At 66.3% G+C, this 21523-nt stretch carries 23 protein-coding genes and 1 tRNA gene; 11 read left to right on the top strand and 13 right to left on the bottom strand.

Annotation, left to right across the window (positions count from 1 at the left end):
• The first annotated feature begins 24 nt into the window (after nt 1–24).
• From ACYQ4T_RS20170 to ACYQ4T_RS20150, 5 genes are read left to right on the top strand one after another with little or no spacing between them, the layout of a single operon-like run.
• Nucleotides 25–876, top strand: coding sequence for an amidohydrolase family protein (locus ACYQ4T_RS20170; RefSeq protein WP_459857987.1), 852 nt, complete (start codon nt 25–27; stop codon nt 874–876).
• Complete coding sequence (locus ACYQ4T_RS20165; protein ID WP_459857984.1) at nt 873–2048, top strand: alpha-hydroxy acid oxidase; 1176 nt, start codon at nt 873–875, stop codon at nt 2046–2048. Before ACYQ4T_RS20170 ends, ACYQ4T_RS20165 begins: the two co-directional genes overlap by 4 nt.
• Nucleotides 2045–2731 (top strand): RraA family protein, encoded by a 687-nt coding sequence (locus ACYQ4T_RS20160; RefSeq protein WP_459857982.1) that lies wholly within the window; start codon nt 2045–2047, stop codon nt 2729–2731. The genes ACYQ4T_RS20165 and ACYQ4T_RS20160 overlap by 4 nt, the downstream gene beginning before the upstream one ends.
• Nucleotides 2732–2734: 3 nt before the next feature.
• Complete coding sequence (locus ACYQ4T_RS20155; RefSeq protein WP_459857980.1) at nt 2735–3304, top strand: hypothetical protein; 570 nt, start codon at nt 2735–2737, stop codon at nt 3302–3304.
• Nucleotides 3301–4443 carry an AI-2E family transporter gene (locus ACYQ4T_RS20150; RefSeq protein ID WP_459857978.1) on the top strand — a complete coding sequence of 381 codons (1143 nt, stop codon included), beginning with the start codon at nt 3301–3303 and terminating at the stop codon, nt 4441–4443. The genes ACYQ4T_RS20155 and ACYQ4T_RS20150 overlap by 4 nt, the downstream gene beginning before the upstream one ends.
• Here ACYQ4T_RS20150 and ACYQ4T_RS20145 read toward each other — a convergent pair.
• Nucleotides 4367–4822 (bottom strand): hypothetical protein, encoded by a 456-nt coding sequence (locus ACYQ4T_RS20145; protein ID WP_459857976.1) that lies wholly within the window; start codon nt 4820–4822, stop codon nt 4367–4369. The genes ACYQ4T_RS20150 and ACYQ4T_RS20145 overlap by 77 nt on opposite strands.
• 214 nt (nt 4823–5036) lie before the next feature.
• Here ACYQ4T_RS20145 and ACYQ4T_RS20140 point away from each other — a divergent pair, with 214 nt between their 5' ends.
• The 4 genes from ACYQ4T_RS20140 (at nt 5037) to ACYQ4T_RS20125 (ending at nt 9469) form a co-directional block, all read left to right on the top strand.
• Complete coding sequence (locus tag ACYQ4T_RS20140; protein ID WP_459857974.1) at nt 5037–6020, top strand: substrate-binding domain-containing protein; 984 nt, start codon at nt 5037–5039, stop codon at nt 6018–6020.
• A gap of 80 nt (nt 6021–6100) precedes the next feature.
• A complete protein-coding gene (locus ACYQ4T_RS20135) occupies nt 6101–7654 on the top strand; it encodes a sugar ABC transporter ATP-binding protein (RefSeq protein WP_459857972.1) in 1554 nt (517 codons plus the stop codon).
• Nucleotides 7651–8682, top strand: coding sequence for an ABC transporter permease (locus ACYQ4T_RS20130; RefSeq protein WP_459857970.1), 1032 nt, complete (start codon nt 7651–7653; stop codon nt 8680–8682). Before ACYQ4T_RS20135 ends, ACYQ4T_RS20130 begins: the two co-directional genes overlap by 4 nt.
• Before the next feature lie 10 nt (nt 8683–8692).
• Nucleotides 8693–9469 (top strand): PIG-L deacetylase family protein, encoded by a 777-nt coding sequence (locus tag ACYQ4T_RS20125; RefSeq protein ID WP_459857968.1) that lies wholly within the window; start codon nt 8693–8695, stop codon nt 9467–9469.
• Between the two features lie 41 nt (nt 9470–9510).
• On the opposite strand, the gene ACYQ4T_RS20120 is transcribed toward ACYQ4T_RS20125, so the two are convergent.
• From ACYQ4T_RS20120 to ACYQ4T_RS20095, 6 genes are all read right to left on the bottom strand, one after another.
• Complete coding sequence (locus ACYQ4T_RS20120; protein WP_459857965.1) at nt 9511–10203, bottom strand: glutathione S-transferase family protein; 693 nt, start codon at nt 10201–10203, stop codon at nt 9511–9513.
• A gap of 112 nt (nt 10204–10315) precedes the next feature.
• Nucleotides 10316–11149, bottom strand: a complete 834-nt coding sequence (locus ACYQ4T_RS20115) for a MerR family transcriptional regulator (RefSeq protein ID WP_459857962.1) — start codon at nt 11147–11149, stop codon at nt 10316–10318.
• A gap of 85 nt (nt 11150–11234) precedes the next feature.
• The gene (locus ACYQ4T_RS20110; RefSeq protein WP_459857959.1) at nt 11235–11993 is read right to left on the bottom strand and encodes an ion channel; all 759 of its coding nucleotides are present in this window, start codon (nt 11991–11993) and stop codon (nt 11235–11237) included.
• Nucleotides 11994–12041: 48 nt separating this feature from the next.
• Entirely contained in the window at nt 12042–12641 is a 600-nt protein-coding gene (locus ACYQ4T_RS20105; RefSeq protein ID WP_459857956.1) for a hypothetical protein, read from the bottom strand.
• Nucleotides 12638–13297 carry a hypothetical protein gene (locus tag ACYQ4T_RS20100; RefSeq protein ID WP_459857954.1) on the bottom strand — a complete coding sequence of 220 codons (660 nt, stop codon included), beginning with the start codon at nt 13295–13297 and terminating at the stop codon, nt 12638–12640. The genes ACYQ4T_RS20105 and ACYQ4T_RS20100 overlap by 4 nt, the downstream gene beginning before the upstream one ends.
• Nucleotides 13294–14007, bottom strand: coding sequence for a MotA/TolQ/ExbB proton channel family protein (locus ACYQ4T_RS20095; protein ID WP_459857951.1), 714 nt, complete (start codon nt 14005–14007; stop codon nt 13294–13296). The genes ACYQ4T_RS20100 and ACYQ4T_RS20095 overlap by 4 nt, the downstream gene beginning before the upstream one ends.
• 183 nt (nt 14008–14190) lie before the next feature.
• Here ACYQ4T_RS20095 and ACYQ4T_RS20090 point away from each other — a divergent pair, with 183 nt between their 5' ends.
• Both ACYQ4T_RS20090 and ACYQ4T_RS20085 read left to right on the top strand, forming a co-directional pair.
• Nucleotides 14191–15546 carry a sensor histidine kinase gene (locus ACYQ4T_RS20090; RefSeq protein ID WP_459857948.1) on the top strand — a complete coding sequence of 452 codons (1356 nt, stop codon included), beginning with the start codon at nt 14191–14193 and terminating at the stop codon, nt 15544–15546.
• Complete coding sequence (locus ACYQ4T_RS20085; RefSeq protein ID WP_459857945.1) at nt 15543–16202, top strand: response regulator; 660 nt, start codon at nt 15543–15545, stop codon at nt 16200–16202. Before ACYQ4T_RS20090 ends, ACYQ4T_RS20085 begins: the two co-directional genes overlap by 4 nt.
• Before the next feature lie 6 nt (nt 16203–16208).
• On the opposite strand, the gene ACYQ4T_RS20080 is transcribed toward ACYQ4T_RS20085, so the two are convergent.
• The 6 genes from ACYQ4T_RS20080 to rpoD form a co-directional block, all read right to left on the bottom strand.
• A complete protein-coding gene (locus ACYQ4T_RS20080; RefSeq protein ID WP_459857942.1) occupies nt 16209–17060 on the bottom strand; it encodes a PfkB family carbohydrate kinase in 852 nt (283 codons plus the stop codon).
• Nucleotides 17061–17067: 7 nt separating this feature from the next.
• The gene (locus tag ACYQ4T_RS20075) at nt 17068–18081 is read right to left on the bottom strand and encodes an SIS domain-containing protein (protein WP_459857940.1); all 1014 of its coding nucleotides are present in this window, start codon (nt 18079–18081) and stop codon (nt 17068–17070) included.
• A gap of 79 nt (nt 18082–18160) precedes the next feature.
• On the bottom strand, nt 18161–18490 hold the full coding sequence (locus tag ACYQ4T_RS20070; protein WP_459857938.1) for a low affinity iron permease family protein: 330 nt from the start codon (nt 18488–18490) through the stop codon (nt 18161–18163).
• Between the two features lie 63 nt (nt 18491–18553).
• A tRNA-Ile gene (locus ACYQ4T_RS20065) sits at nt 18554–18629 on the bottom strand.
• Between the two features lie 49 nt (nt 18630–18678).
• Nucleotides 18679–19299, bottom strand: coding sequence for an NADPH-dependent FMN reductase (locus ACYQ4T_RS20060; protein ID WP_459857936.1), 621 nt, complete (start codon nt 19297–19299; stop codon nt 18679–18681).
• A gap of 20 nt (nt 19300–19319) precedes the next feature.
• The gene (gene rpoD / locus ACYQ4T_RS20055; RefSeq protein WP_459857934.1) at nt 19320–21296 is read right to left on the bottom strand and encodes an RNA polymerase sigma factor RpoD; all 1977 of its coding nucleotides are present in this window, start codon (nt 21294–21296) and stop codon (nt 19320–19322) included.
• Between the last annotated feature and the right edge of the window lie 227 nt (nt 21297–21523).

Below are 21523 nucleotides of genomic sequence, written 5' to 3'. Positions count from 1 at the left end.
AAGACCGCTTTTGGGGGAGAGCCAATGCCTGATTTTCCGATCATCGACGCCCATGTCCATCTGACCGATGTGAAGAACCTCGGCTATGGCTGGACCAAAAGCGCGCCGGTGCTGAACCGCAGCGTGCTGCCCGCCGATCTCTTCCAGGCGGCGGCACCTGTGCGGATCGAGAAATTCGTCTTCGTCGAGGTCGATGTCGACATGCCGCAGCATGTCGCGGAGGCCGAATGGATCGACGGGCTCGCCAAGGCCGAGCCGAAACTCGCCGGCATGGTCGCCGCCCTGCCGCTGGAGCAAGGCAAGGCGGTCGCGGGCGACCTCGAGAAGATCGCCGGGCTGAAGGTCGCGCGCGGCATCCGTCGGCTAATCCAGAACCAGGCCGATCCCGATTTCTGCATCCAGCCGAAGTTCATCGAGGGGCTGAAGCTGCTGCCGAAATACGACCTGGTGTTCGACATCTGCATCTTCCACCACCATCTGCCGAACGCGATCAAGATGGTGCGGCAATGCCCGGAGGTCCGCTTCGTGCTGGACCATATCGCCAAGCCGGCGATCAAGGCCGGGATCTCGGATCCCTGGCGCCAGCATATGAAGGAGCTGGCGGCACTGCCCAACGTCACCTGCAAGATCTCCGGGGTCTCGACCGAGGCCGATCACCAGAACTGGACCCGGGAGCAGCTGAAACCCTACATCGCCCATGCGATCGACAGCTTCGGCTTCGAGCGCTGCATGTATGGCGGCGACTGGCATGTGCTGGAGCTGGCCGGCACCTATCCGCAATGGGTCGAGGTGGTGGACTGGGTGATCGAGGGCGCCAGCGCCGACGAGAAGCGCAAGCTCTATCGCGACACCGCGACCCGCGTTTACCGACTATGACGGAAACCGTGCCGCAATGGCGGCGGCGCGCCATCAGCGTCGCGGCGATGCGCGAACTCGCGCGCGAGCAGTTGCCGCGGCCGATCTTCGACTTCGCCGATGGCGGCGCGGAGGATGAGCTCACGCTGCGGCGCAATGAATCCGCTTTCGACGACATCGACCTGCTGCCGCGGCCGTTGAGCGGATCTGCTACGCGCGACCTTTCGATCGAGCTCTTCGGCAAGAAACTGAGCCTGCCGGTGATCGTCGGGCCGACCGGCCTGGGCGGGCTGTTCTGGCCGGATGGCGAACGCGCTGCGGCGCGGGCCGCCGCCGCGGCCGGCACCGCCTATTGCCTGAGCCATGGCTCGGTCTGCACGCTCGAGCAATTGGCGGAGACCGGCGTATCGCCGCGCTGGATGCAGGTCTTCATCTACCGCGAACGCGACTTCACCTGGGAACTGACCGAACGCGCGGCCAAGGCGAATTACGACGCGCTGGTGCTGACCACCGACAACCAGATGCTCGGCAACCGCGAGCGCGATCTGCGCAACGGCTTCACCATCCCGCCGCGCCTCGGGCTGAATAGCCTGGCCGGCATGGCGCTGAAGGCGGAATGGCTCTGGCGCATGCGCAACGACTTGAAGCGCATCACCTTCGGCAATTACGTGCGGCCTGGCGAGAGCGCCGACATCAAGAGCCTCGCCGGGCGCATGGCCCATCTGCTCGACCCGTCGATGAACTGGACGGATGTGGCGGAGCTGCGCAAGGTCTGGACCAAGCCGCTGATCCTCAAAGGCATCCTGCATCCCGACGAGGCGAGGCTGGCGATCGAACATGGTGTCGATGCGCTGATCGTCTCCAACCACGGCGGCAGGCAGCTCGACGGCGCCGCCTCCGGCCTCGACGCCCTGCCGGCGGTTCTCGATGCGGTCGGCGGGCGGATCCCGGTCCTGGTCGATGGCGGCATCCGCCGCGGCGCCGATGTGGTGAAGGCCCTCGCCTTGGGGGCCAAGGCCTGCCTGATCGGCCGGCCGCAATTATGGGGCGTCTCGGTTGCCGGCGAGGCGGGCGTGGCGCGGGTGCTGGAGATCTTCAAACAGGAGATCGATCGCGCGATGGGACTCTGCGGCGTCACTGGCATCGGCCAGATCGACCGAGGTCTGCTGCTCAGGAAGAGGGTCGGCACATGATCAAGGATCCCCCGCTCCTCACCATCCGCCGCGACTTCCCGCGGCCGAGCCCGGCGGTGATCAAGGCCTTCGCCGGCGTGCCCACCGGCTATGTGGTCGATGCGATGGGCGGGCGCGGCGGGCTCGATTACCGGATCAAGCCCTTGGCGCCGCAGAACACGCCCTTGGTCGGCGTCGCGATGACCTGCCATTGCGGACCGGCCGACAACCTCGCTTTGTTCGGCGCCCTGGCGACCGCGCAGGCCGGCGACATCCTGGTCGCCGCCACCGATGCCTTCACCGCAACCTCGGTGACCGGCGACCTGCTGCTCGGGATGGCGAAGAACCGCGGCCTGCTCGGCCTGGTGACCGACGGCCTGGTGCGCGATCTCGCCGGGGTCCTGGGTGTCGGCTTGCCGGTCTATTGTGCCGGCGTCACCCCGAACTCGCCGGCGCGCAACGGGCCGGGGACGGTGGGGCATGTCGTGACCATGGGCGGCTTGACCATCGCGCCGGGCGATATCGTGATCGGCGACAATGACGGCGTCGTCATCATCCCCTTGGCTCTGGCGGAGAGCGTGCTCGGCAAGCTGAAGGACGTGAAGGCCGCCGAGGCGGCGCTGGAAGCCAAGGTCAAGGCCGGGCTCCAGGTGCCGGATTTCGTGCAGGCGATTCTGGATTCCGACCGCGTGGTCGAGAACTGACGCATGACCCGGCAGACCAAGCCGTTGAAGGAGGATCTGCCGGTCATCGAAATCGGCGTCGACCGGCTGCCGCAGCTGTTCCACACCCTCGATCCCTATCCCTTCAAGGAGCGCGACCTCGACCGCGACGTCGAGGAATACATCGTCGATTGGGCGCGCGAGCTGCCGCGCAACCAGCCCCTGAAGATCCTGGTGCACCTGCCGCCGGCGGAAGCCGAGACGCCGGCCGCCCGCGAGCTGGAAGGCGCGCTCCAGCACTACTTCGCCTATCGCGCCGAGGTGATCCGGCGCGACCTCAAGGAGCTGTTCCGCATCGGCCGGCGCGCGCTGATCGTCGGGCTCGCCGTGCTCGGCCTTTGTCTTGCCGCCGGCAACATCGTCGGCGCGCTCGGCACCGGATACGTCGCGCGTTTCCTCGGCGAGGGCCTGATCATCCTCGGCTGGGTCGCGAACTGGCGGCCGATCGAGATCTTCCTGTATGATTGGTGGCCGGTTTCGCGCCGGCGCCACCTCTATCTCCGGTTGGCGGCGGCGGCCGTCGTGCTGAAGCCGACGGCCAAGACAGCGCCATGACCGAGCCCGGAACGGATCCAAGCAACCCGCCCCCCGCGGGGCGACACCCCGCCCCGCCGCCCGACGGCCTGTTCAACCGCGAGCGGCTGCTGGTGATCTTCTTCTTCGCGGCCTATTTCTTCCTGATCTATCAGCTGTTCCTGGTGCTGGCGCCGTTCCTGGCGCCGCTGCTTGCCGCGGCCATGCTGGCGCTGGTCGTGTTCCCGTTGCGCCAGCTGCTGCTGCAGCGCATTCCCTCGCCGAGCCTGGTCTCGCTGCTGGTGACGCTGCTGGTCATGGTGACGGTGATCGTTCCGGCCAGCCTGTTCGCCTGGATCCTGGTGCGCGAGGCGGCCCAGGCGGTTCCGGAGCTGAACGCCTGGCTGGCGGCACAGCGCAGCCAAGGCTGGCCGATGGCGCAGAACGGCGAGTTGCCGGCGCTGGAGCGGATGTTGGGCGCAGCGATGCGCTTTTTCGCCAGCATCGAGCTCGACGTCCGCAGCGTCGCGACCGAGACCGTGCGCGATCTCGGCAACCAGGTCACCTCGGCGGGCGCCGGCATCGTGCGCAAGTTCATCGCCGTGCTGTTCCAGCTGGTCATCCTGCTGCTGGCGCTGTTCTTCTTCCTGCGCGATGGACCGTCCATGATCGCCCGGCTGATGGACCTCGTGCCGATGGAGGCGGAGAGCAAGGCGATGGTGCTGCGCGGCCTCGACCGCACCGTGGTCGCCATGGTGCGCGGCACGCTGATCACCGCCTCGGCACAGGGGCTGCTGGTTGGGATCGGGTTGGCCTTCGCCGGCATTCCCTTCCCGGTGCTGCTGGGCTTCGTCGCGACCTTCCTCGCCGTCGTGCCGTTCATCGGCACCGCGATCGTCTGGGTGCCGGCGGCGATCTATCTCGCCTTGAGCGACCAGATCGGCGCCGCGATCGGGCTCAGCGTCTGGGGCCTGCTCGTGGTCGGGCTGATCGACAACCTGCTGCGGCCGATCGTGGTCGGCAGCCATGCCCGGCTGCCGGCGACCTTGCTGTTCCTCGGCGTGCTCGGCGGCTTCCAGGTCTACGGGCCGGTCGGCGGCTTGATCAGCCCGCTGCTGATCGCCTGCGTGATCGCTTTTGCGCGGATCTACCGCGAGCGCTATCGGCCGCCGGGCGCTTGATTCGCTTTGCGCTCCAGTAGTCGAAGGCCTTCTTCTGCTGCCGGCGGATGAACTTCACCGCCTCGGGGCCGGTCCAGAGTCCTTCATAGCCGAGACGCGCGGCGCAGCTCACCCACCAGCCGTCGCCGGGCAAGCGGTCGGATTGGCGCACCACCAGCACGGCAAGCTCCGGTTCGCCCTTGGCAACCGCTGTGTCATCGACCGCGCCCAAGGTCTTGCAGACCTGCCGCATCTTCGGCCGGCTGAAGGCATGGCCCATCTGGTCCAGGAGATCGGAATAGCTGACGTCGCGGCGCGCCTTCGCCGCTTCGACCAGCAGCCGGCGCACGGCGGCGGCGTCGCTGATCGGAATCGCCAGCAGGTCTCGTCCCTCTTCCATCCTTGCCTCTTAATTGAGCATGGATTTCGACGCAATTGCCGCAGTGCGGCACAGCCTTCCGCTTGACGCGCAAGGCAAGTCCATCAAAGATGCCTCGTCCGTTCACTGCATGCACTATGCGTTTGCGAAGGGGAGAATCAGGGGCCTGGCAAACGCCGTTCCGCGCCGATTAAATCGATTCAATCAACAGAACCAAAACTGGGAGGAGTGTCTGATGTTGAGAATGTCGCGTCGCAAGTTCGGCAGCGCCCTGCGGGTCGCTGCGGTCGCCGTTTCCGCGCTCACGCTCGGCGGCATCATGGCCGGCACCGCCAAGGCCGAAGACAAGCTGGTGATCCTCGGCTCGGTGCCGGGCCTGAAGTTTCCGTTCTTCGTCCACATGATGAATCAGATCAAGGCCGAGGGCGAGAAGCTCGGCGTCGAGGTGATCGTCGGCGACGGCCAGGTCAGCTCGACCAAGCAGACCGCCGACGTCGAAGCGGCGATCTCCCGCGGCGTCAACGGCATCGTCATCAGCCCGAATGAAGTCGACGCCATGGCGCCGGCGCTGCAAGAGGCCGTCGATGCCAAGATCCCGGTCGTCACCATCGACCGCTACGTCACCAAGGTGCCGGATCTGCTCGGCCATGTCGGCGCGGACAACTCCAAGGGCGGCGAGGCGCAGGCCGAGCTGATCATGAAGCTGTTTCCGAACGGCGCCAAGGTCATGAACCTGCAGGGCCAGCCGGGCGCGGGTCCCGCCATCGACCGCAACAAGGGCCTGCACAACATTCTCGACCAGCACAAGGACAAGTATCCGATCGTGTTCGAGCAGACCGCGGAATTCGACCGGGTGAAGGGCCTCAACGTCACCGAATCGGCCTTGGCCAGCATGCAGACCCCGCCGGACGTCATCGTCGCCGCCAACGACGACATGATCCTCGGCGCCATGGAAGCGGTGAAGGCGCACAACCTCGGCGGTAAGGTCGCGCTGATCGGCTTCGACGCCCTGCCGGAAGCGCTGGCCCGGGTGAAGGACGGCAGCCTGACCGCGACGGTAGAGCAGTTCCCCGGCCTGCAGAGCTCCAAGGCGGTGGACAAGCTGGTCGAGTTCCTGAAGAGCGGCAAGGCGCCGGATCCGAAGGTCGAGCTGCTGACCCCGATCACCATCACCAAGGACAATCTCGACAAGGCCGAGCGCCTCAGCGAAGTCCAGTAAGTCCTGATGCGAAGTGCGCGGCGGATGGGCAGCCATCCGCCGCGTGTTCGCTCAAAGAGCACCGACCCAGAGGTCCAACGGTGACAGAACCTCTGCTCCGCATGGAGCATATCACCAAGCGTTTTCCCGGCGTTCTGGCGCTGGACGACGTGTCGCTGGAAATCCTCCCCGGCGAGACCCATGGCCTGCTGGGCGAGAACGGCGCCGGCAAGTCCACCCTGCTGAAGATCCTCTCCGGGGCCTACCAGCCGGATTCCGGCACGATCACGCTCGGCGGCAAGCCGCTCGAGGCGAAGACGCCGCTCGACGCGCAGAAGCAGGGCATCATCACCATCTACCAGGAATTCAACCTGATCCCGACCATGACGGTCGCGGAGAACATGTTCCTCGGCCGCGAGCCCGGCGCCGGCGTGTTCGTCTCCTGGCCGCGGATGCGCGAGGAAACCGAGAAGGTCCTGCAGCATCTCGGCATCGATCTCGACCCGATGGCGCTGGTCAGCGATCTCTCGGTCGGCGAGCAGCAGATGGTGGAAATCGCCCGCGCGCTCTCGCGCGACTCCCGCATCATCGTCATGGACGAGCCGACCGCCGCCTTGACCGAGCGCGAGGTCGAGCACCTGTTCCGCATCATCGCCGACCTGAAATCGCGCGGCCTCTCGATCATCTACGTGACTCACCGCCTGCATGAGGTGGAGCAGATCTGCGATCGGGTGACGGTCTTGCGGGACGGCAAGCGGGTCGGCAGCGGCAATGTCGGAGCGCTCAAGGTCGATGACTTCGTGAAGATGATGGTCGGCCGCTCAAGCAGCCAGCTCTTCACCCGGCTGGGCGGGCAGCGCTCGACCGGACCGGTGGTGATGACCGTCCGGAACATCTCCAAGGACCGCGACCCGACCAACCCGCATGCCACGCTGCTGAAGGACGTCAGCATCGAGGTGCGCGCGGGGGAGATCCTCGGCCTGGCCGGATTGATGGGTGCGGGACGCACCGAGCTCGCCCGGGCGATCTTCGGCGCCGACCTGTTCGAACGCGGCACGGTCGAGATCGACGGCAAGCCGCTCCAGATCCGCTCGCCGGTGGATGCGATCCGGAACGGCATCGGCCTGGTGCCGGAGGACCGCAAGCAGCAGGCCTTGTTCCTCGACCTCGCGATCAGCCACAATCTCGCGATCTCCAGCTTAAAGGATCTCTCCTGGGGACGCTGGTTCGTCAGCGAGAAGAAGGAAGCCGCCTTGATGGAGCGCTACCGCAAGGCGCTCGACATCCGCATGGCTTCGCCCGACCAGCCGATCGGCGGCCTCTCCGGCGGCAACCAGCAGAAGGTGGTGCTGGCGCGCTGGCTCGCCTTGAACCCGAAGGTGCTGATCGTCGACGAGCCGACGCGCGGCATCGACATCGCGGCCAAGGCCGAGGTGCACCAGCAGCTCGACCTGATGGCCCGCGCCGGGATCGCCATCGTCGCCATCTCATCGGAGCTTCCCGAAGTCATGGCGATCAGCGACCGCATCGTCACCATGCGCGAAGGCCGGGTCACCGGCGGGATGCCGGGCGAGCGCGCCACCGAAGAATCGCTCATGCACCTGATGGCCATCGAGCAGGCCGCAACCGCCATTCCCAGCGAAGGACCAAGATGACCGACGCCGCGACCAAGACCCAGGAATTGCCGAGATCGCGCGCCAGCCGGATCATCCCGGTGCTCAGCCGCTATGCGCCGCTGGTCTGCCTGGTGCTGCTGATCATCGTCTTCACCCTGCTGACCGACGGGCGGTTCCTCAAACCCCTCAACCTCTTCAACGTGATGCGGCAGATCTCGATCGAGGGACTGATCGCGGTCGGCATGACCTTCGTGATCCTGACCGCCGGCATCGACCTTTCCGTCGGCTCGCTGGTGGCCGTCGCCGGGCTGACCGCGGCGCTGATCGCCAAGGGCAGCGCCGCCACCTCCTTCTCGCTCGACGCGGCGGAAGCGACCGGCTACGGCTGGTTCGCCGCCATGATGGGCGCGATCGCGGTCGGGCTGCTGGGCGGGGCGATACAAGGCACGGCGATCACCAAGCTGAAGGTGCCGCCCTTCGTGGTGACCTTGGGCGGGCTCTCGGTGTTCCGCGGCATGGCGCTGATGATCTCCGGCTCGGGCCCGATCAGCGGCTTCAGCGACACCTATCGCTGGTGGGGCCAGGGGCGAATCGGTCCGGTGCCGGTGCCGGTGATCATCTTCCTCTCCATCGCGGCGATCGCCTTCGTGGTGCTGCGCTACACCCGCTACGGCCGCCAAGTCTACGCGGTCGGCGGCAACCGCGAAGCGGCAAGGCTCGCCGGCGTCAATGTGGAAAGGGTGCTGCTCTCGGTCTATGTGATCATCGGATTTCTCGCGGGCCTCGCCGGCTTCGTGCTCTCGGCGCGATTGAACTCCTCCGAGGCGGTGGCCGGCATCGGCTATGAGCTGAACGTGATCGCCGCGGTGGTGATCGGCGGCACGTCGCTGTTCGGCGGCGTCGGCACCATCCTCGGCACCGTAATCGGCGCGATGCTGATCGGCGTGCTGAACAACGGGCTGGTGCTGATGAACGTGAACCCCTATGTCCAGCAGATCACCATCGGCCTGATCCTGGTCTCCGTCGTCGCTTTCGACCAGTTCGCCAAGTCGCGCCGGCTGAAGTAAACTTGGCGGCGTGACCGAAGCACTTCTCGCGCTTCTCAAGAGCGGCGCGGCGATCGACCTGCCGATCGCCGTGGTCGGCGCGCATCCGGACGACGAGACGCTCGGCCTCGGCAGCCGGTTCGCCGCCATCCGCCAGCTGCGGCTGATCCAGCTCACCGACGGCGCGCCGCGCGACCTGATCGATGCCAAGAAACATGGCTTCGCCGACTGGCAAGGCTATGCCGCCGCGCGCGAGGCCGAGCTTCAATGCGCCCTGGAAACGCTCGGCGCTGCGGGTGCCGATCGGCGGCGCTACGGCCTGCCGGACAAGCAGGCGCTGGACGGCCTGCCCGAGATCGTGGATCGGCTGGTCGCGGATCTCACCGGCATGGCGGCGGTCATCACCCACCCCTTCGAGCACGGCCACCCGGACCACGACACCACCGCCCTGGCCGTATCGCTCGCCTGCCGCCGGCTGGAAACGCCGCCGCAGCGGCTGGAATTCGCAAGCTATCACCTGCGCGGCGATGAACGCGTCTTCCTGCGCTTTCGCGACGGATCAGGGCCGGCGGAGACCGAGATCGTGCTGACGCCCACGGAACTCGAGCGCAAGCAGCGGGCCGTCGACTGCTTCAAGACCCAGGCCGCCTTGCTGCGGCTGTTTCCGCTGGCCTCGGAGCGGCTGCGACCGGCGCCGGACTACGACTTCCGCAAGGCGCCGGGGCCGGCGCTCTACGAGCAGCTCGACGCCATGCCCCGCTCGGCGGACTGGCGGGCGCAGGCCGCCGCGATCCTGAAGCAGATGTAGCGGGGCTCCCGGCGCAGGGAATGCGACGGGAGCCCCTTCGCTCAAGCAACGGCGAGATCGGTTTTCCTGGCGAAGGCGAGATCGAGCCCCATGCCCGAGGCCACGTTCAGCTCGGCGGCGAGCGCGGCGCGGATCGACGGCCGTTGCAGCAGGACGTCAAAGTAGCGGTGCAGCCGCGGCCAACGCTTGCCGTCGATCGCATGGCCGAGATAGTGGAGGTTGATGAGATTCGACATCACCGCAATATCGGCGACGCCGAAGCCGCCATCCACCAAGAAGTCGCCGCCGACCCTGCTTTCGAGATAGGCGATGCGCTTCGGCAGTGCCGTCTCCAGGATGGCCGCAACTGCTGCCTCATCCGTCGCCTGGTTCAGGAGCTTCGGCCGGATCACCTGCTGGAAGAAGAGGCCGTGCACGACCTCGCGGAACAGGGTGCCGTCGGCATATTCCTCGAGCCAGAGCGCGTCCGCAAAGGCCTTGGCTTCCGTGGGATAGAGCGGCGGATTGGGCTCGGTCTTCTCAAGATAGGCGCAGATCACTGAGGAATCGCAGAGCGTGGCGTCGTCGGTGAGGGTCACCACGGGAATCTTGCCGGTCGGGCTGAGCCGGTCCCAGCCCTCGGGCGGGTTGAATGGAATGACCGGCTCGTTGCGATAGGGAATGCCCTTCTCGATCGCCGCCAGGATCACTTTCCGTGTGTGCACCGAAATCGGCACGCCATGAATGGTCAGCATCGCAGTCTCCTTGGTTCAGCGGCGCGTCGCCGCGGGGTTTGCTCGGGACGAGCGGGATCCTGCGGCGGACGAGACTGTCCGCCGGTCGGTTGGCTTCTCCCTGGGCGTCAGGTCAGGCGGCGCGGGTCACCGGAAACTGGACTTCCATCACCATCTCATCCTGCCCCGGCCGCCGGAACGGCAGTTCGAGCAGGACTTCGCGGCTTGGCCCGTCGATCTGGTATTGGTTGGCGGACATCCAGACACCGAGCGCGCCGTAGGCAATATGGCTCTGATGACCCGGGCCGCGCCGCACCAGCGTGGCAAGGCTCGGTGCGGCCGGCAGCGTGCGCAGCGTGAGATCGAACCCGGGGACACGCGGCAGTGTTACGCCGTCATGCTTCAACGCATAGCCGATCTCGAGATCGAGCGCTTCCTCGTCGAAATCCGAATGGGCGACGACGACGATATTGTCCTTGCCGCTTTCCGGCAGTCGCGGGCCGACCTGCTGCGCCAGCGCGCCGACCGTCGCCACGACCTCCGGAAAGCTCAAGAAGGTCCGGCGCAAGGCGAGATAGGGCTGCGCCTCGGCCGACTTCACAATCACCTCGTAATCCTGCATCCCGCCCTGCTCCTCGATCTGCAGCAGGCGGGACTCGATGTTGCGCAGCCGGTTGGCATCCTCGCTCAGCGACCGCTCCAGCTCGAGCTTCTTCAGGGTCAGCATGCCGCGAATCTCCTCCGGGGAGATTTCCCCCTTGACCAGCCGCGCCACCTCATCGAGCGAGAGGCCGAGGTCCTTCAGGGCCAGGATCCGATTCAGTGCGCCGAGCTGGTCGGCCGTGTAGTAGCGATAGCCGGTTGCGGGATCGACCCGGCCGGGACTGAGCAGGCCGATGCTGTCGTAATAGCGCAGCAACCGGCCCGAAACCCGGGCAATCCGCGAGAATTCGCCGATCCGGAACATGATGTGACACCCTCACTCCAATCGAACGGGCACACTTTCCGGCTTTACGCAGCGTCAAGGTCAAGCGGATTTTTCAGGTCGGCGCCTAATTCCCCTCGTTGCGGATGTGGAGCAGCTGTCCGCAATGCTTGCAGTGGATCGCGTCGGACTCGTGCCGGGCGAGCCCGCAGCCCGGGCATTCGTATTCGACCCGCTGGGGACGGAACACGACCTGGATCAGCCGCAGGAACAGCGAGACGCCGATGATCATGATCGCCACCGAGACCAGCCGCCCGGTGGTCCCGGCCAGGGTGATGTCGCCGAATCCGGTCGTCGTCAGCGTGGTCACTGTGAAGTAGAGCGCGTCCACGTAGTTTTGGATCTCCGGGTTGATGACGTGCTGGGTTTCGAACACCACCGCCGTCGTGACGAAGAGGAAGACGCCGAGGTTGATCGAAGCGAACAGCACCGCCTGGGTGCGGTGGAAGAACGGAAAATCGTCGCGCAGCTGCTTCAGGAGATGATAGGAGCGCAGCAGCCGCAGGGTCCGGATCACGCGCAGGAAGGCGAACCCCTCGCCGGCGATCGGCACCAGCAGCGACAAGATCACCACGAGGTCGGCCAGGCCGGATGGACTCATCAGCAGCGCCCAGCGCCGCTGGCTGACGGTCAGGCGGGCCGTGAAGTCGAACAGAATGAAAGCGCCGAGAATTGCATCGATGATCTCGATCGTCCGCTGGCCGTAGAAGAAGGACGAAGCCACCACATAGCCGATCATCAGCAGGTCAAAGACGAGCAGGAAATAGCCGTAGGCCCGCGCCGTCGGGCCTTCGCCCGCATAGAGTCGCTGCACCCAGTCCCGCATCGCCGCCGATCCCCGCTTCCCGGCGGAAGTCTAGCGGAGGGACCGCGGTCAGGGCAGGTCTTTTGCCGGGAGTTTCGGCTTCGGCAAAGGCTCCAAGGTCACCGACTTCGACTGGGCGCCGAGCAGGGACGGGTCGAACAGCCCGCCGCCCGAAGGATCGCCGCCGGGCGGGGCCGCGGCATTGACCGGCGCGGCACCCATCTTCTGACCCGAGGACTCGCCCCAGAACTGCGCCCGCCCGCCCTGGGGCCGGCCTTCGTCGATCTCCGCTTGCGCGGCGGAGACCCGGCGCGCGAGCTCGACCGAATAGGGCAGGCGAAAAGCGCGCGGCTCGCCGCTCGGCAGGTTGGAGTCGTCCAGCTCCTCGACCCAGAGATGGATGGCGCCGGGATTGTTGCGCGACGGGTTGGGCTCGATCACCCGGGTCCAGAGCACCTGGAAGCGGTCCGGCACGGCGACCGGCGCCGACCAGCCGAGCAGGCGCTGGGTCGCGAAGAAGACGCCGACATAGAAGATGCTCGCCGCCGCGATCGCCGCGATCTTCGCCAGGCGCGGGATCGGCAGCCAGATCATGACCACGAGCAGCAGGGTGCTGAGCAGCACATAGGCGAGCACCAGGCCGATGACGCCGGTTTCCAGGCCCATCATTGCGGCACCGCGCCATTGGTCCAGGCCTTGCCGTCCTTCGAGGAGTTCTGGAAGGTCTGCAGGATCGACCGCGGGATGCGGTTGGTCTCGGTCACTTCGCCCTTCGCGTCCAGGGTGAAGCGCACCGCGGTCTTCTCGTCTCCGCCCTGCAGGAGATTGATGGTCTCCTTGGCCACGATGGTGACCTTCGGGTTGATCTTCTGCACCATCACGGTCACCGGCACCGGCTGACCGGTCACCGCCGCGAAATGATAGATGTTGACGGTGTACTCGCCGGCGATGATGCCGCGGATGGTGATCAGCTCCTGGCGCGAAGAGGTCGGCACCTTCTGGCCGTTCACCACCACGAAGTCGTTGACCCCGCCGCGATCGTCGCGGTCGAGCAGCATGAAATCGGCCTCGCGCCGCCGGAACCAGACGATCTGGCCCTGCGGATCCTGCACGAAGGTGTCGATGTCGTCGGGATGGTTGTCCGGCCAGTCCACGGTGATGATAAACTCGGCCTTGCTGTCGACCTTCCCCTTGTCCTCCTGCGGCGCAATGATCAGCAGCGCGATGAAGAACAGGAAGGCCAGGATCTGCAGCGCCTTGAACAGGACGACGCTGAACGGATCGAAACTCTCGCCCTGCGGCATCAGCCCGAATTGATCGATCATTCGGCGGGCGATCCGCTTTGGACCCCGCTGCCCTCCAGCGCGGAGACCACATGCACCTCGGTGAGATCCACGGCGAAGGCGAAGATCCTCGCCGTGGCGCCGTCGAGCATCGAATACTGGATCTTGAGCAGGATCGATGCCGCGAGGCCGACCAGGGTGGTGTACATCGCGACCGCCATGCCGTCGCTCATCAGCGACATCGAGGAGCGCACGGCCTCCCGGTTCTCGGGATCCAGCCCGCCGATCGGCGCCAGCATCATGATGAAGCCGATGATGGTGCCGAGGAGGCCGAGCTTCAGCATCGTGTCGCTGGCGAAGGTGCCGAAGGCATTCGAGCCCTTCAGGCGATCGGCGAGGACACGGAGCAGCAGCGTCTGATCGACGCGCCTGCCGCGCTGATACGCCGCCTTGGTGATAAGGTCGCGGATATGGCGGGCGACCAGCCCGGTCCCGACCGGCGCGCCGACGCCGTCACGCGCCACCGCCTCGCCGGCCTTCTGCGCGGCGACGCCTTCGCGTGAGACGATCAGGATGCGCCAGAGACAATGCAGGCTGCTCAGCACATAAAGAAGACAGATGAGCGGCGAGATATAGGTGCGGTCGCTGTCTATCATCCTTTGGATCAATCCGAAGTACCAGAGCAGGATGACAGCGAAGAGGCTAAGGCCGGTGAAGATCAGCCAAGGAAGCAGCGGATCGCGTTCGCGCATGCGGAAAATCTCTTTCACAACCGAGGACTGGAGCTTATCGACCGGCAAGGCACTAGGCCTGGGCAGCCTACCTGATTCGCCTTGGGCATATTGCCTGAACTCATCCGCCTGCGGCGTCTCGGCTTGCCAAGCGCTGCAGCCGCGCCCAAAATTCTCCATCCTTCGGACGATAGGGAAGACGCCATGAACCTGTTCGCCCATCTTGCCTTGAGGCTGGCCGGTGTCGTGCTGCTCTGCCTTGCCGCAGCCATCGGCTGGGTGCTCATCGACTCCCACCGCAGCATCGAGAAGGAGACCGCAGCTTCGGCGGATCGCGTCGCACGCAACCTCGAAGCGCTCTATTGGAAGGAGCTGCTGTGGCGCGGCGGGTTGAACAAGGAGCATATCGTGCCACTGCCGGACTGGCAGACCATGGCGACGATGAAGGTGATTTCACCCGGCGTCTGCATCACTTTCGCGCCGGCCAACGAGACGCCGAAGCGGCTCTGCAGCCAGCTGGAAGCGATCAGCGATCCGGCGCCGGCCTGGTTCAAGGGCTTCTACGGCTGGATGTTCGGCGACTTCGTGCGGATCGAGCAGCCGCTGACCGCGCGCCAGCCGCTGGCCGGCATGGTCACCGCGCAGCCGGATGCGGAGGCCGCGGTGCGCCAGGCCTGGCACCAGATCGAGATCGGGCTCTCCATCGCCGGCCTGATCGCCGGCGGAATTGGTGTGCTCTCGGCGCTGCTGATCGGCCATTCGCTGATGCCGGCGCGCGGCATCGTCGCCGGGTTGAAGCGGCTGGAGAACGGCGACTTCAGCCATCGCCTGCCCACCTATCGCACGGCGGAGTTCAACCAGATCTCCCGCGCGGTCAACGATCTTTCGGCGCGCCTGGCGGACACCACGGCGCAGCGCGTCGCGCTCACCAACCGGTTGTTCCAGGTGCAGGAGGAAGAGCGCCGCGCCTTGGCGCGCGATCTCCATGATGAGTTCGGCCAATGCCTCGCCGCGGTCGGCGCGCTGGCGACCGTGATCGAGATGGAATCTCGGGCTGACCGGCCGGATCTCGCTCAGGATGCGCGCTCGATCATCGAGACCAGCAAGCGGATGACCGGGACTCTGCGCGGCGCCCTCGCCCGCCTGCGCTCGCAAGAGGTCGAGGAACTGGGGCTGGAAGCCAGCCTGGCGCAGCTCGTGGCCGGCTGGAACGTGCAGTCGGCGCCGCAGGCGACTTTCCATCTCGACGTCAGAGGCGACCTCGCCGAGGTGCCGCGGGCGACGGCGCAGAATATCTATCGCATCGCCCAGGAATGCCTCACCAACGCGGCGCGGCATGGCAGCCCGCAGGACGTGCGGTTGCAGGTCGAGCGCGGTGCCAATGTGGTAGCGCTCAGCGTCGAAGATGACGGCGGCGGCAGTCCCGCCAAGTTGAGCCAGGCGACCGGCTTCGGCCTGCTCGGCATCCGCGAGCGCGTCACGGCCTTGGGCGGCAGTCTCTCGATCGATGCCGCGCCGCGCGGCGTGCGCGTCGCTGCGGTCATTCCGCTGGCGGCATGAGCGCGCTCAGCATCCTGCTGGTCGACGACCATCCGGTGGTGCGCGAAGGCTACCGCCGGCTGCTGGAGCGCACCCCCGGCTATCGCGTGGTCGCCGAGGCGAGCGACGCCGCCTCGGCCTATCAGGCCTACCAGAAAGCCAAGCCCGATGTCGTCGTCATGGATCTCTCCTTGCCGGGGATCGGCGGGATCGAGGCGCTGCGCCACATAAGGCAATGGGACCGCGACGCGCGGGTGTTGATCTTCACCATGCACAGCGGCGCGCAATTCGCGCTGAAGGCCTTCGAGGCGGGTGCCGCCGGCTATGTCACCAAGGGCAGCGATGCGGCGGAGCTGGTGAACTCGGTCGCGATCGTTGCCAAGGGTGGCCGCGCCATGAGCGACGACGTCGCCCGCGAAATCGCCGCCGAGCGGCTGGCGCAGCCGCAGTCGCAGCTCGATGAGCTGAGCCCGCGCGAGACCGAGATCCTGCGCCTGATCGCCTCCGGCTGGTCGGCGGAGGAGATTTCCGCTGCGCTGCATTTGAGTTTGAAGACGGTCCGGAACTACCACTACCAGATCAAGGGCAAGGTCGGCGCCCGCACCGACGCGCATCTGGTCTGGCTGGCGATCGGCGCCGGGCTGGTCGGCGAGGCCGCGCCGCGCGCCGCGGGCTGAGCAGGTTCAGGCGTCGATGACCGCGGCGTATTTCTCCAGCAGCCAGTCCGGGATGGTGCGCGGCGCCTGCGGAAAGCCGCCGACATAGCGGCAGGCCTGCGAGGCCGTGGCCGCGGCTTCGTGCAACGCGGCGGCGACCGGGCGCTGCGCGGCGAACCCGGCGAGGAAGCTGGCGATGAAACTGTCGCCGGCGCCGCAGGTGTCGACCACGGCGACCGGCGTCGCCGGGGCGTGCAGCAGCGTCCCCTCGTCCGCGCGGAAGTACGCGCCGCGGCTGCCGCAGGTGACGACGACGTCCCGGGCGCCGGCCCGATGCAGGCGATCGGCAATCGGTGCGACGGCCGCGTCCGGATCGTCGGGACCGGAGGCAAAGACCATCGGCACGCCGGCGAGCGGCATTGCGTCATGGGCAGTCGAGACGTCGATGCTGAACCTGACCCGTCCGGCGACGAGGCGGCGCACCAGATCCGGATTGGCATTGGTGCCGAGATGCACCCAGTCGGCGGCGGCGATGACGCCCTGGCTTTCTTCCGGAGGCAGGTAGTCCCGGCCGACGCCGAGGTCTTCCAGCAGGAAGCGGCGGTCGCCGGCCTCCTCGCTGAGCAGGGTCACGGCGGTCCGGCCGGGACGCCGCTCGACATCGCCGGAATCGAGGCCGGCTTTTTCGATTTCCTCGAGGATGACCGCGGCCTCTGCGTCCGTGCCGACCGCGCCCAGATAGCGGGCGGCGCCGCCGGCCCGCCGCCAATGCGCGGCGACGTTGAGCGCGTTGCCGCCGACCGTCATTGCCGCCTTGGTCAGATAGACGTCGAGGCAATTGTCGCCGATGGCGACAAGAAGGGGCTGGACCGCAGCCATATCCGGCTCAGTATTCGACCTTTTTGTAGTAGCGGCGCGTGGTCAGCGGATGGTTGCGCAGGACTTCGAGATGCGCGCTGAGGCGCTCCAGCAGGGTCGCCAGGATGACCGGCGAGATCAGGGCGCGGGTCTCGGCCGAGACGCCGGGGAGCGCCACGGACGCAGCGTCGAGCACACGGACCTTGTCGGTGAAGCGCTTGGCGAAGGCCTCGACCCGTTCGGCCAGCGGACGTGCGGCATCCTCGCCCTTGAAGACGAAGACGCTGACGCCCGGCTCGACCAGCTCCAAAGTGCCGTGGAAGAAGTCGGCGGCGTGGACGGGCCGGGTACGGATCCACTGCATCTCTTCCAGGATGCACATGCCGTAGTAATAGGCCTCGGGCCAGACCGAGCCCGCGCCGGTGAAGATGTGATAGCGCTCGTCCTTGATCTCGGCGGCGAGCGTCGCCGCCTTGCCCTCGAAGGCTGCCTTGGCATCGACCAGCAGACCGGGAAGATTTCGCAGCTCGGCCGCGGTCGCGTCGTAATCCTTGAACTCGCCGCGCTCGGCCATGATCGCCAGGACGATCAGCAGGGTCTGCAGGTAGAACATCTCCGACGAGGTGTCGTCCTCGGCGAAGTTGCTGAAGTTGTGATCGGCGCCCTGGGCCAGCGGCGAATCCTTGTGCCCGGTGAGCGAGAGCGTGCGCACGCCGCGCGCCTTCAGGAAACCGAGCAGCGCGAGGCTTTCCTTGGTGGTGCCGGAAAGCGAGGGGATGACCACGAGGCTGTTCTTGTCGAGCGCCGCCGGCGGATCGATCACGACCTCAGCCGGATAGGCGCCGGCGACCGGAAACCTCGAGCGGCGCCCGGCAAGCTCGGTCGCCGGATGGGTCAAAAGCTGCACGCCGCCGGTCCCCATGAAATAGAGCCGGTCGACCCCTTCGCCCAGCAGCTTCTTCACCAGCGCCCGTACCTCGCCGGCGATGGCGACGGCGCCGGTCTCGATCTTCACGAAGCGATCCGCATCGAAATTCAGCATCAAACCCTTCCTCATGGTGTCTCGGGAAGGGTTCTAGCGCAGCGCCGGCGGTTTTTCACCCGGCTTCGGCGCCGGGTCTTCAATCCTGCAGCTTGTCGTGCTCCCGGCGCTTCTCGATGACTTCCGGCTCCTCCTCGTCGAGATGGGTGACGTCATCCCGGGTGGCGGGGGTGGCACGGATCAGGGCATCGAGCTTGGCGTGGATCGCTTGCGTGTCGCGGTGCTCCGCGCGCTGGATGCAGAGGGTCATCAGCCAGGTGGCGAGGGTCGCCATGCCGTGCCAGTCCAGCGTCTCCCGCTCGAAGGCCAGCCACGACGCCGTGTAGAGCAGAAACACGGCGAAAGCCCAGGGACTGGCGGTCCAGACCCCGAAGGTGGTGAGCGCACGGGCGAGCGGGTTCGAGTGCATAGGAGCCCAACAGCGCGGGGGGCGTTGGGGTTCCGGAGGGCGCATAGCCGATAAAGCGAAGGGTGGTGGGCCCGGCCGGATTCGAACCGACGACAACACCGTTATGAGCGGCGCGTTCTAACCGCTGAACTACAGGCCCTGAACCCTGGGAAGCGATACCAGATAACCGGGCTCCTGGCCAAGACACCTCAGTACGGCGGCGCTTTCCGCGCGCGCTGTGCCTTGGCGGCTTCGGTCCACCAGGCGAGGTCGTCGGCGAAGCGGGGGAAGGCGCGTTCCAGGGCGGCGCCGCCTTCGCCGATCGGCTTCGCGTTCTCGTCGAGCGATTTGCCGATCCCACCGACCCCGATGGTGCTGGAGATCACCACCATGCCCATCTCGGAGAGGATGCCGTGCCAGGTCATGGCGGAGCGCGCACCGGCAAAGCGTCCAGCCGAATAGCTGAGGATCCCGGCCGGGCGCCAGAACCATTCTTCCAGGAAATGGTCGGTCAGGTTCTTCAAGCCCGGCTGCGGACCCCAATTGTATTCGCCGGTCACGAACACGAAGGCGTCGGCGCTCTTGATCTTCTGAGCCAGAGTCTCGAGCGCCGCCGGTGCCGTGCCGGGAGGGTATTCCTTGTACATGCGATCGAGCATTGGGAGATCGAGCGCCTTGGCGTCGATCAGCTCGACATCGTTGCCGCGCGCCTGGAGCTGCGCGACGGCATAGTCGGCAAGCCGGATCCCCATGCGATCGCGGCGATAGGAGCCATAGAGGACGAGGATCCGGTCCGGCATCTTGCCCCCAAAAAGCAAGAAGCCGGGCATCAGCCCGGCTTCTGGTTGGATCAGGTATCGAGGAAGCTCCGCAGCTTCCGCGACCGGCTCGGGTGCTTCAGCTTGCGCAAGGCCTTGGCCTCGATCTGGCGGATACGCTCGCGGGTGACCGAGAACTGCTGGCCGACCTCTTCGAGCGTGTGGTCGGTGTTCATGCCGATGCCGAAGCGCATGCGGAGCACGCGTTCCTCGCGGGCGGTGAGCGAGGCGAGCACGCGGGTCGTCGTCTCGCGCAGGTTGGCCTGGATCGCGGCGTCGAGCGGCAAGACGGCGTTCTTGTCCTCGATGAAGTCGCCGAGGTGGCTATCCTCCTCGTCGCCGATCGGCGTTTCGAGCGAGATAGGCTCCTTGGCGATCTTCAGAACCTTGCGCACCTTCTCCAGCGGCATCAGCAGCTTCTCGGCCAGCTCTTCCGGGGTCGGCTCGCGGCCGATCTCGTGCAGCATCTGGCGCGAGGTGCGGACCAGCTTGTTGATGGTCTCGATCATGTGGACCGGGATGCGGATGGTCCGCGCCTGGTCGGCGATCGAGCGGGTGATCGCCTGCCGGATCCACCAGGTGGCGTAGGTCGAGAACTTGTAGCCGCGGCGGTATTCGAACTTATCGACCGCCTTCATCAGGCCGATATTGCCTTCCTGGATCAGATCGAGGAATTGCAGGCCGCGGTTGGTGTATTTCTTCGCGATCGAGATGACCAGACGCAGGTTGGCCTCGACCATCTCCTTCTTGGCGCGCGCGGCTTCGCGCTCGCCCTTCTGGACCACGTTCACGATGCGGCGGAAGTCGCCGATCGGCAGGTTCACCTGCTCGGCGATCTCGGCGATCTGGCCGCGGATGTTCTTGGTCTCGTCCTTGTGGTCGGCGGCGAGGTTCTTCCAGCCCTTCGAGCTGAGGCGGCCGACCTTGGCCAGCCACTTCGGATCGAGCTCCGCACCGTAATAGCGCTGCAGGAATTCCTCGCGCTTCACGCCGGCCTTCTGCACCAGGCGCAGCAGCTGGCCTTCCATGCCGATGAGTTTCCGGTTGAGGTCGTACATCTCCTCGACCAGGAACTCGATGCGGAAGTTGTTGAGCTTGACGCTGCGCATCAGCTCGACCATCTCGAGCTTCTGCTTCTCGTAGGCCTTCTCGCTGCGGGGATTGAGCTCCTCGCCGGCGCGGATCGTCTCCAGGCGCTTGATCTGCACCTTCTCCAGCTTCTTATGGAGCGCCGCGATCTTGTCGAAGGTCTCCATGACCTGCGGCAGCAGCGTCTGCTCCATGGCGGCCAGCGAGAGATTGGCTTCCTCGCCCTCTTCCGCGCTCTCGCCTTCCGGCTTCGGCTCGCCCTCGGCGCCTTCTTCGGCCTCCTCGGCCTCTTCCTCTTCTTCCGCAAAGCCCGCGCCCGGTCCTTCGAGCGTCGTGCCCTCCGGCAGGTTGCCGCCCATGGTGGCGTCGAGATCGATGATGTCGCGCAACAACAGGGCGCCGGCCTTGAGCTTCTCGCGCCATTCCACGATCGACTTATGGGTCAGCGGGCTTTCGCCGATGCCGCCGATCATCATGTCGCGGCCGGCCTCGATGCGCTTGGCGATGGCGATTTCGCCTTCGCGGGACAGCAGCTCGACCGAGCCCATCTCGCGCAGATACATGCGGACCGGGTCGTCGGTGCGGCCGACATCGGCGTCGTCCAGGTTGCCGACCGCGCGGGATTCTTCCTGCTCGCCCTCGCCTGCGGGCTGGGCCTCGCCCTCGCCCTCGTCCGCTTCCTCGTTCTCGACGACATTGATGCCCATGTCGCTCAACATGGTATGAATGTCTTCGATCTGGTCGTTGGTCTGGCCCTGCGGCAGGCTGGCGTTGAGCTCGTCAAGGGTGACGTAGCCGCGCTCCTTGCCCTTGGCGAGCATCTTCTTGAAGGCCGCAGTGAGGCCGTCCATCAACGGGCCGTCCTGGGCCTCGTCCTTGGATTTCACCGGTTCCGGCTTGGCCTGCGGTTTCACTGCCATCTAATCACCACTCGCTTTCGATCTTGAGGACGCGCGCCCACCCATCCCATGGGAGCCGCGCATCACGCACTGGCCAATCCGTCTGTTCGTACCGATGGGATCATCCCGAGCTTCGGTCGCAATGAAGCGCCCTGATGTTCGAGCGCCGCCGCCTCATCCAAGCGAAGAAGGTGCAGCGGATGCTGCAACCGGCGGGCGCTTCCTTCGAACCCTGTACGCACCTCGTC

The sequence above is a fragment of the Dongia sp. agr-C8 genome, from assembly GCF_054658695.1.
Note: the sequence above shows the minus strand (reverse complement) of the source record. Positions and strands in the feature narration are given on the sequence as shown.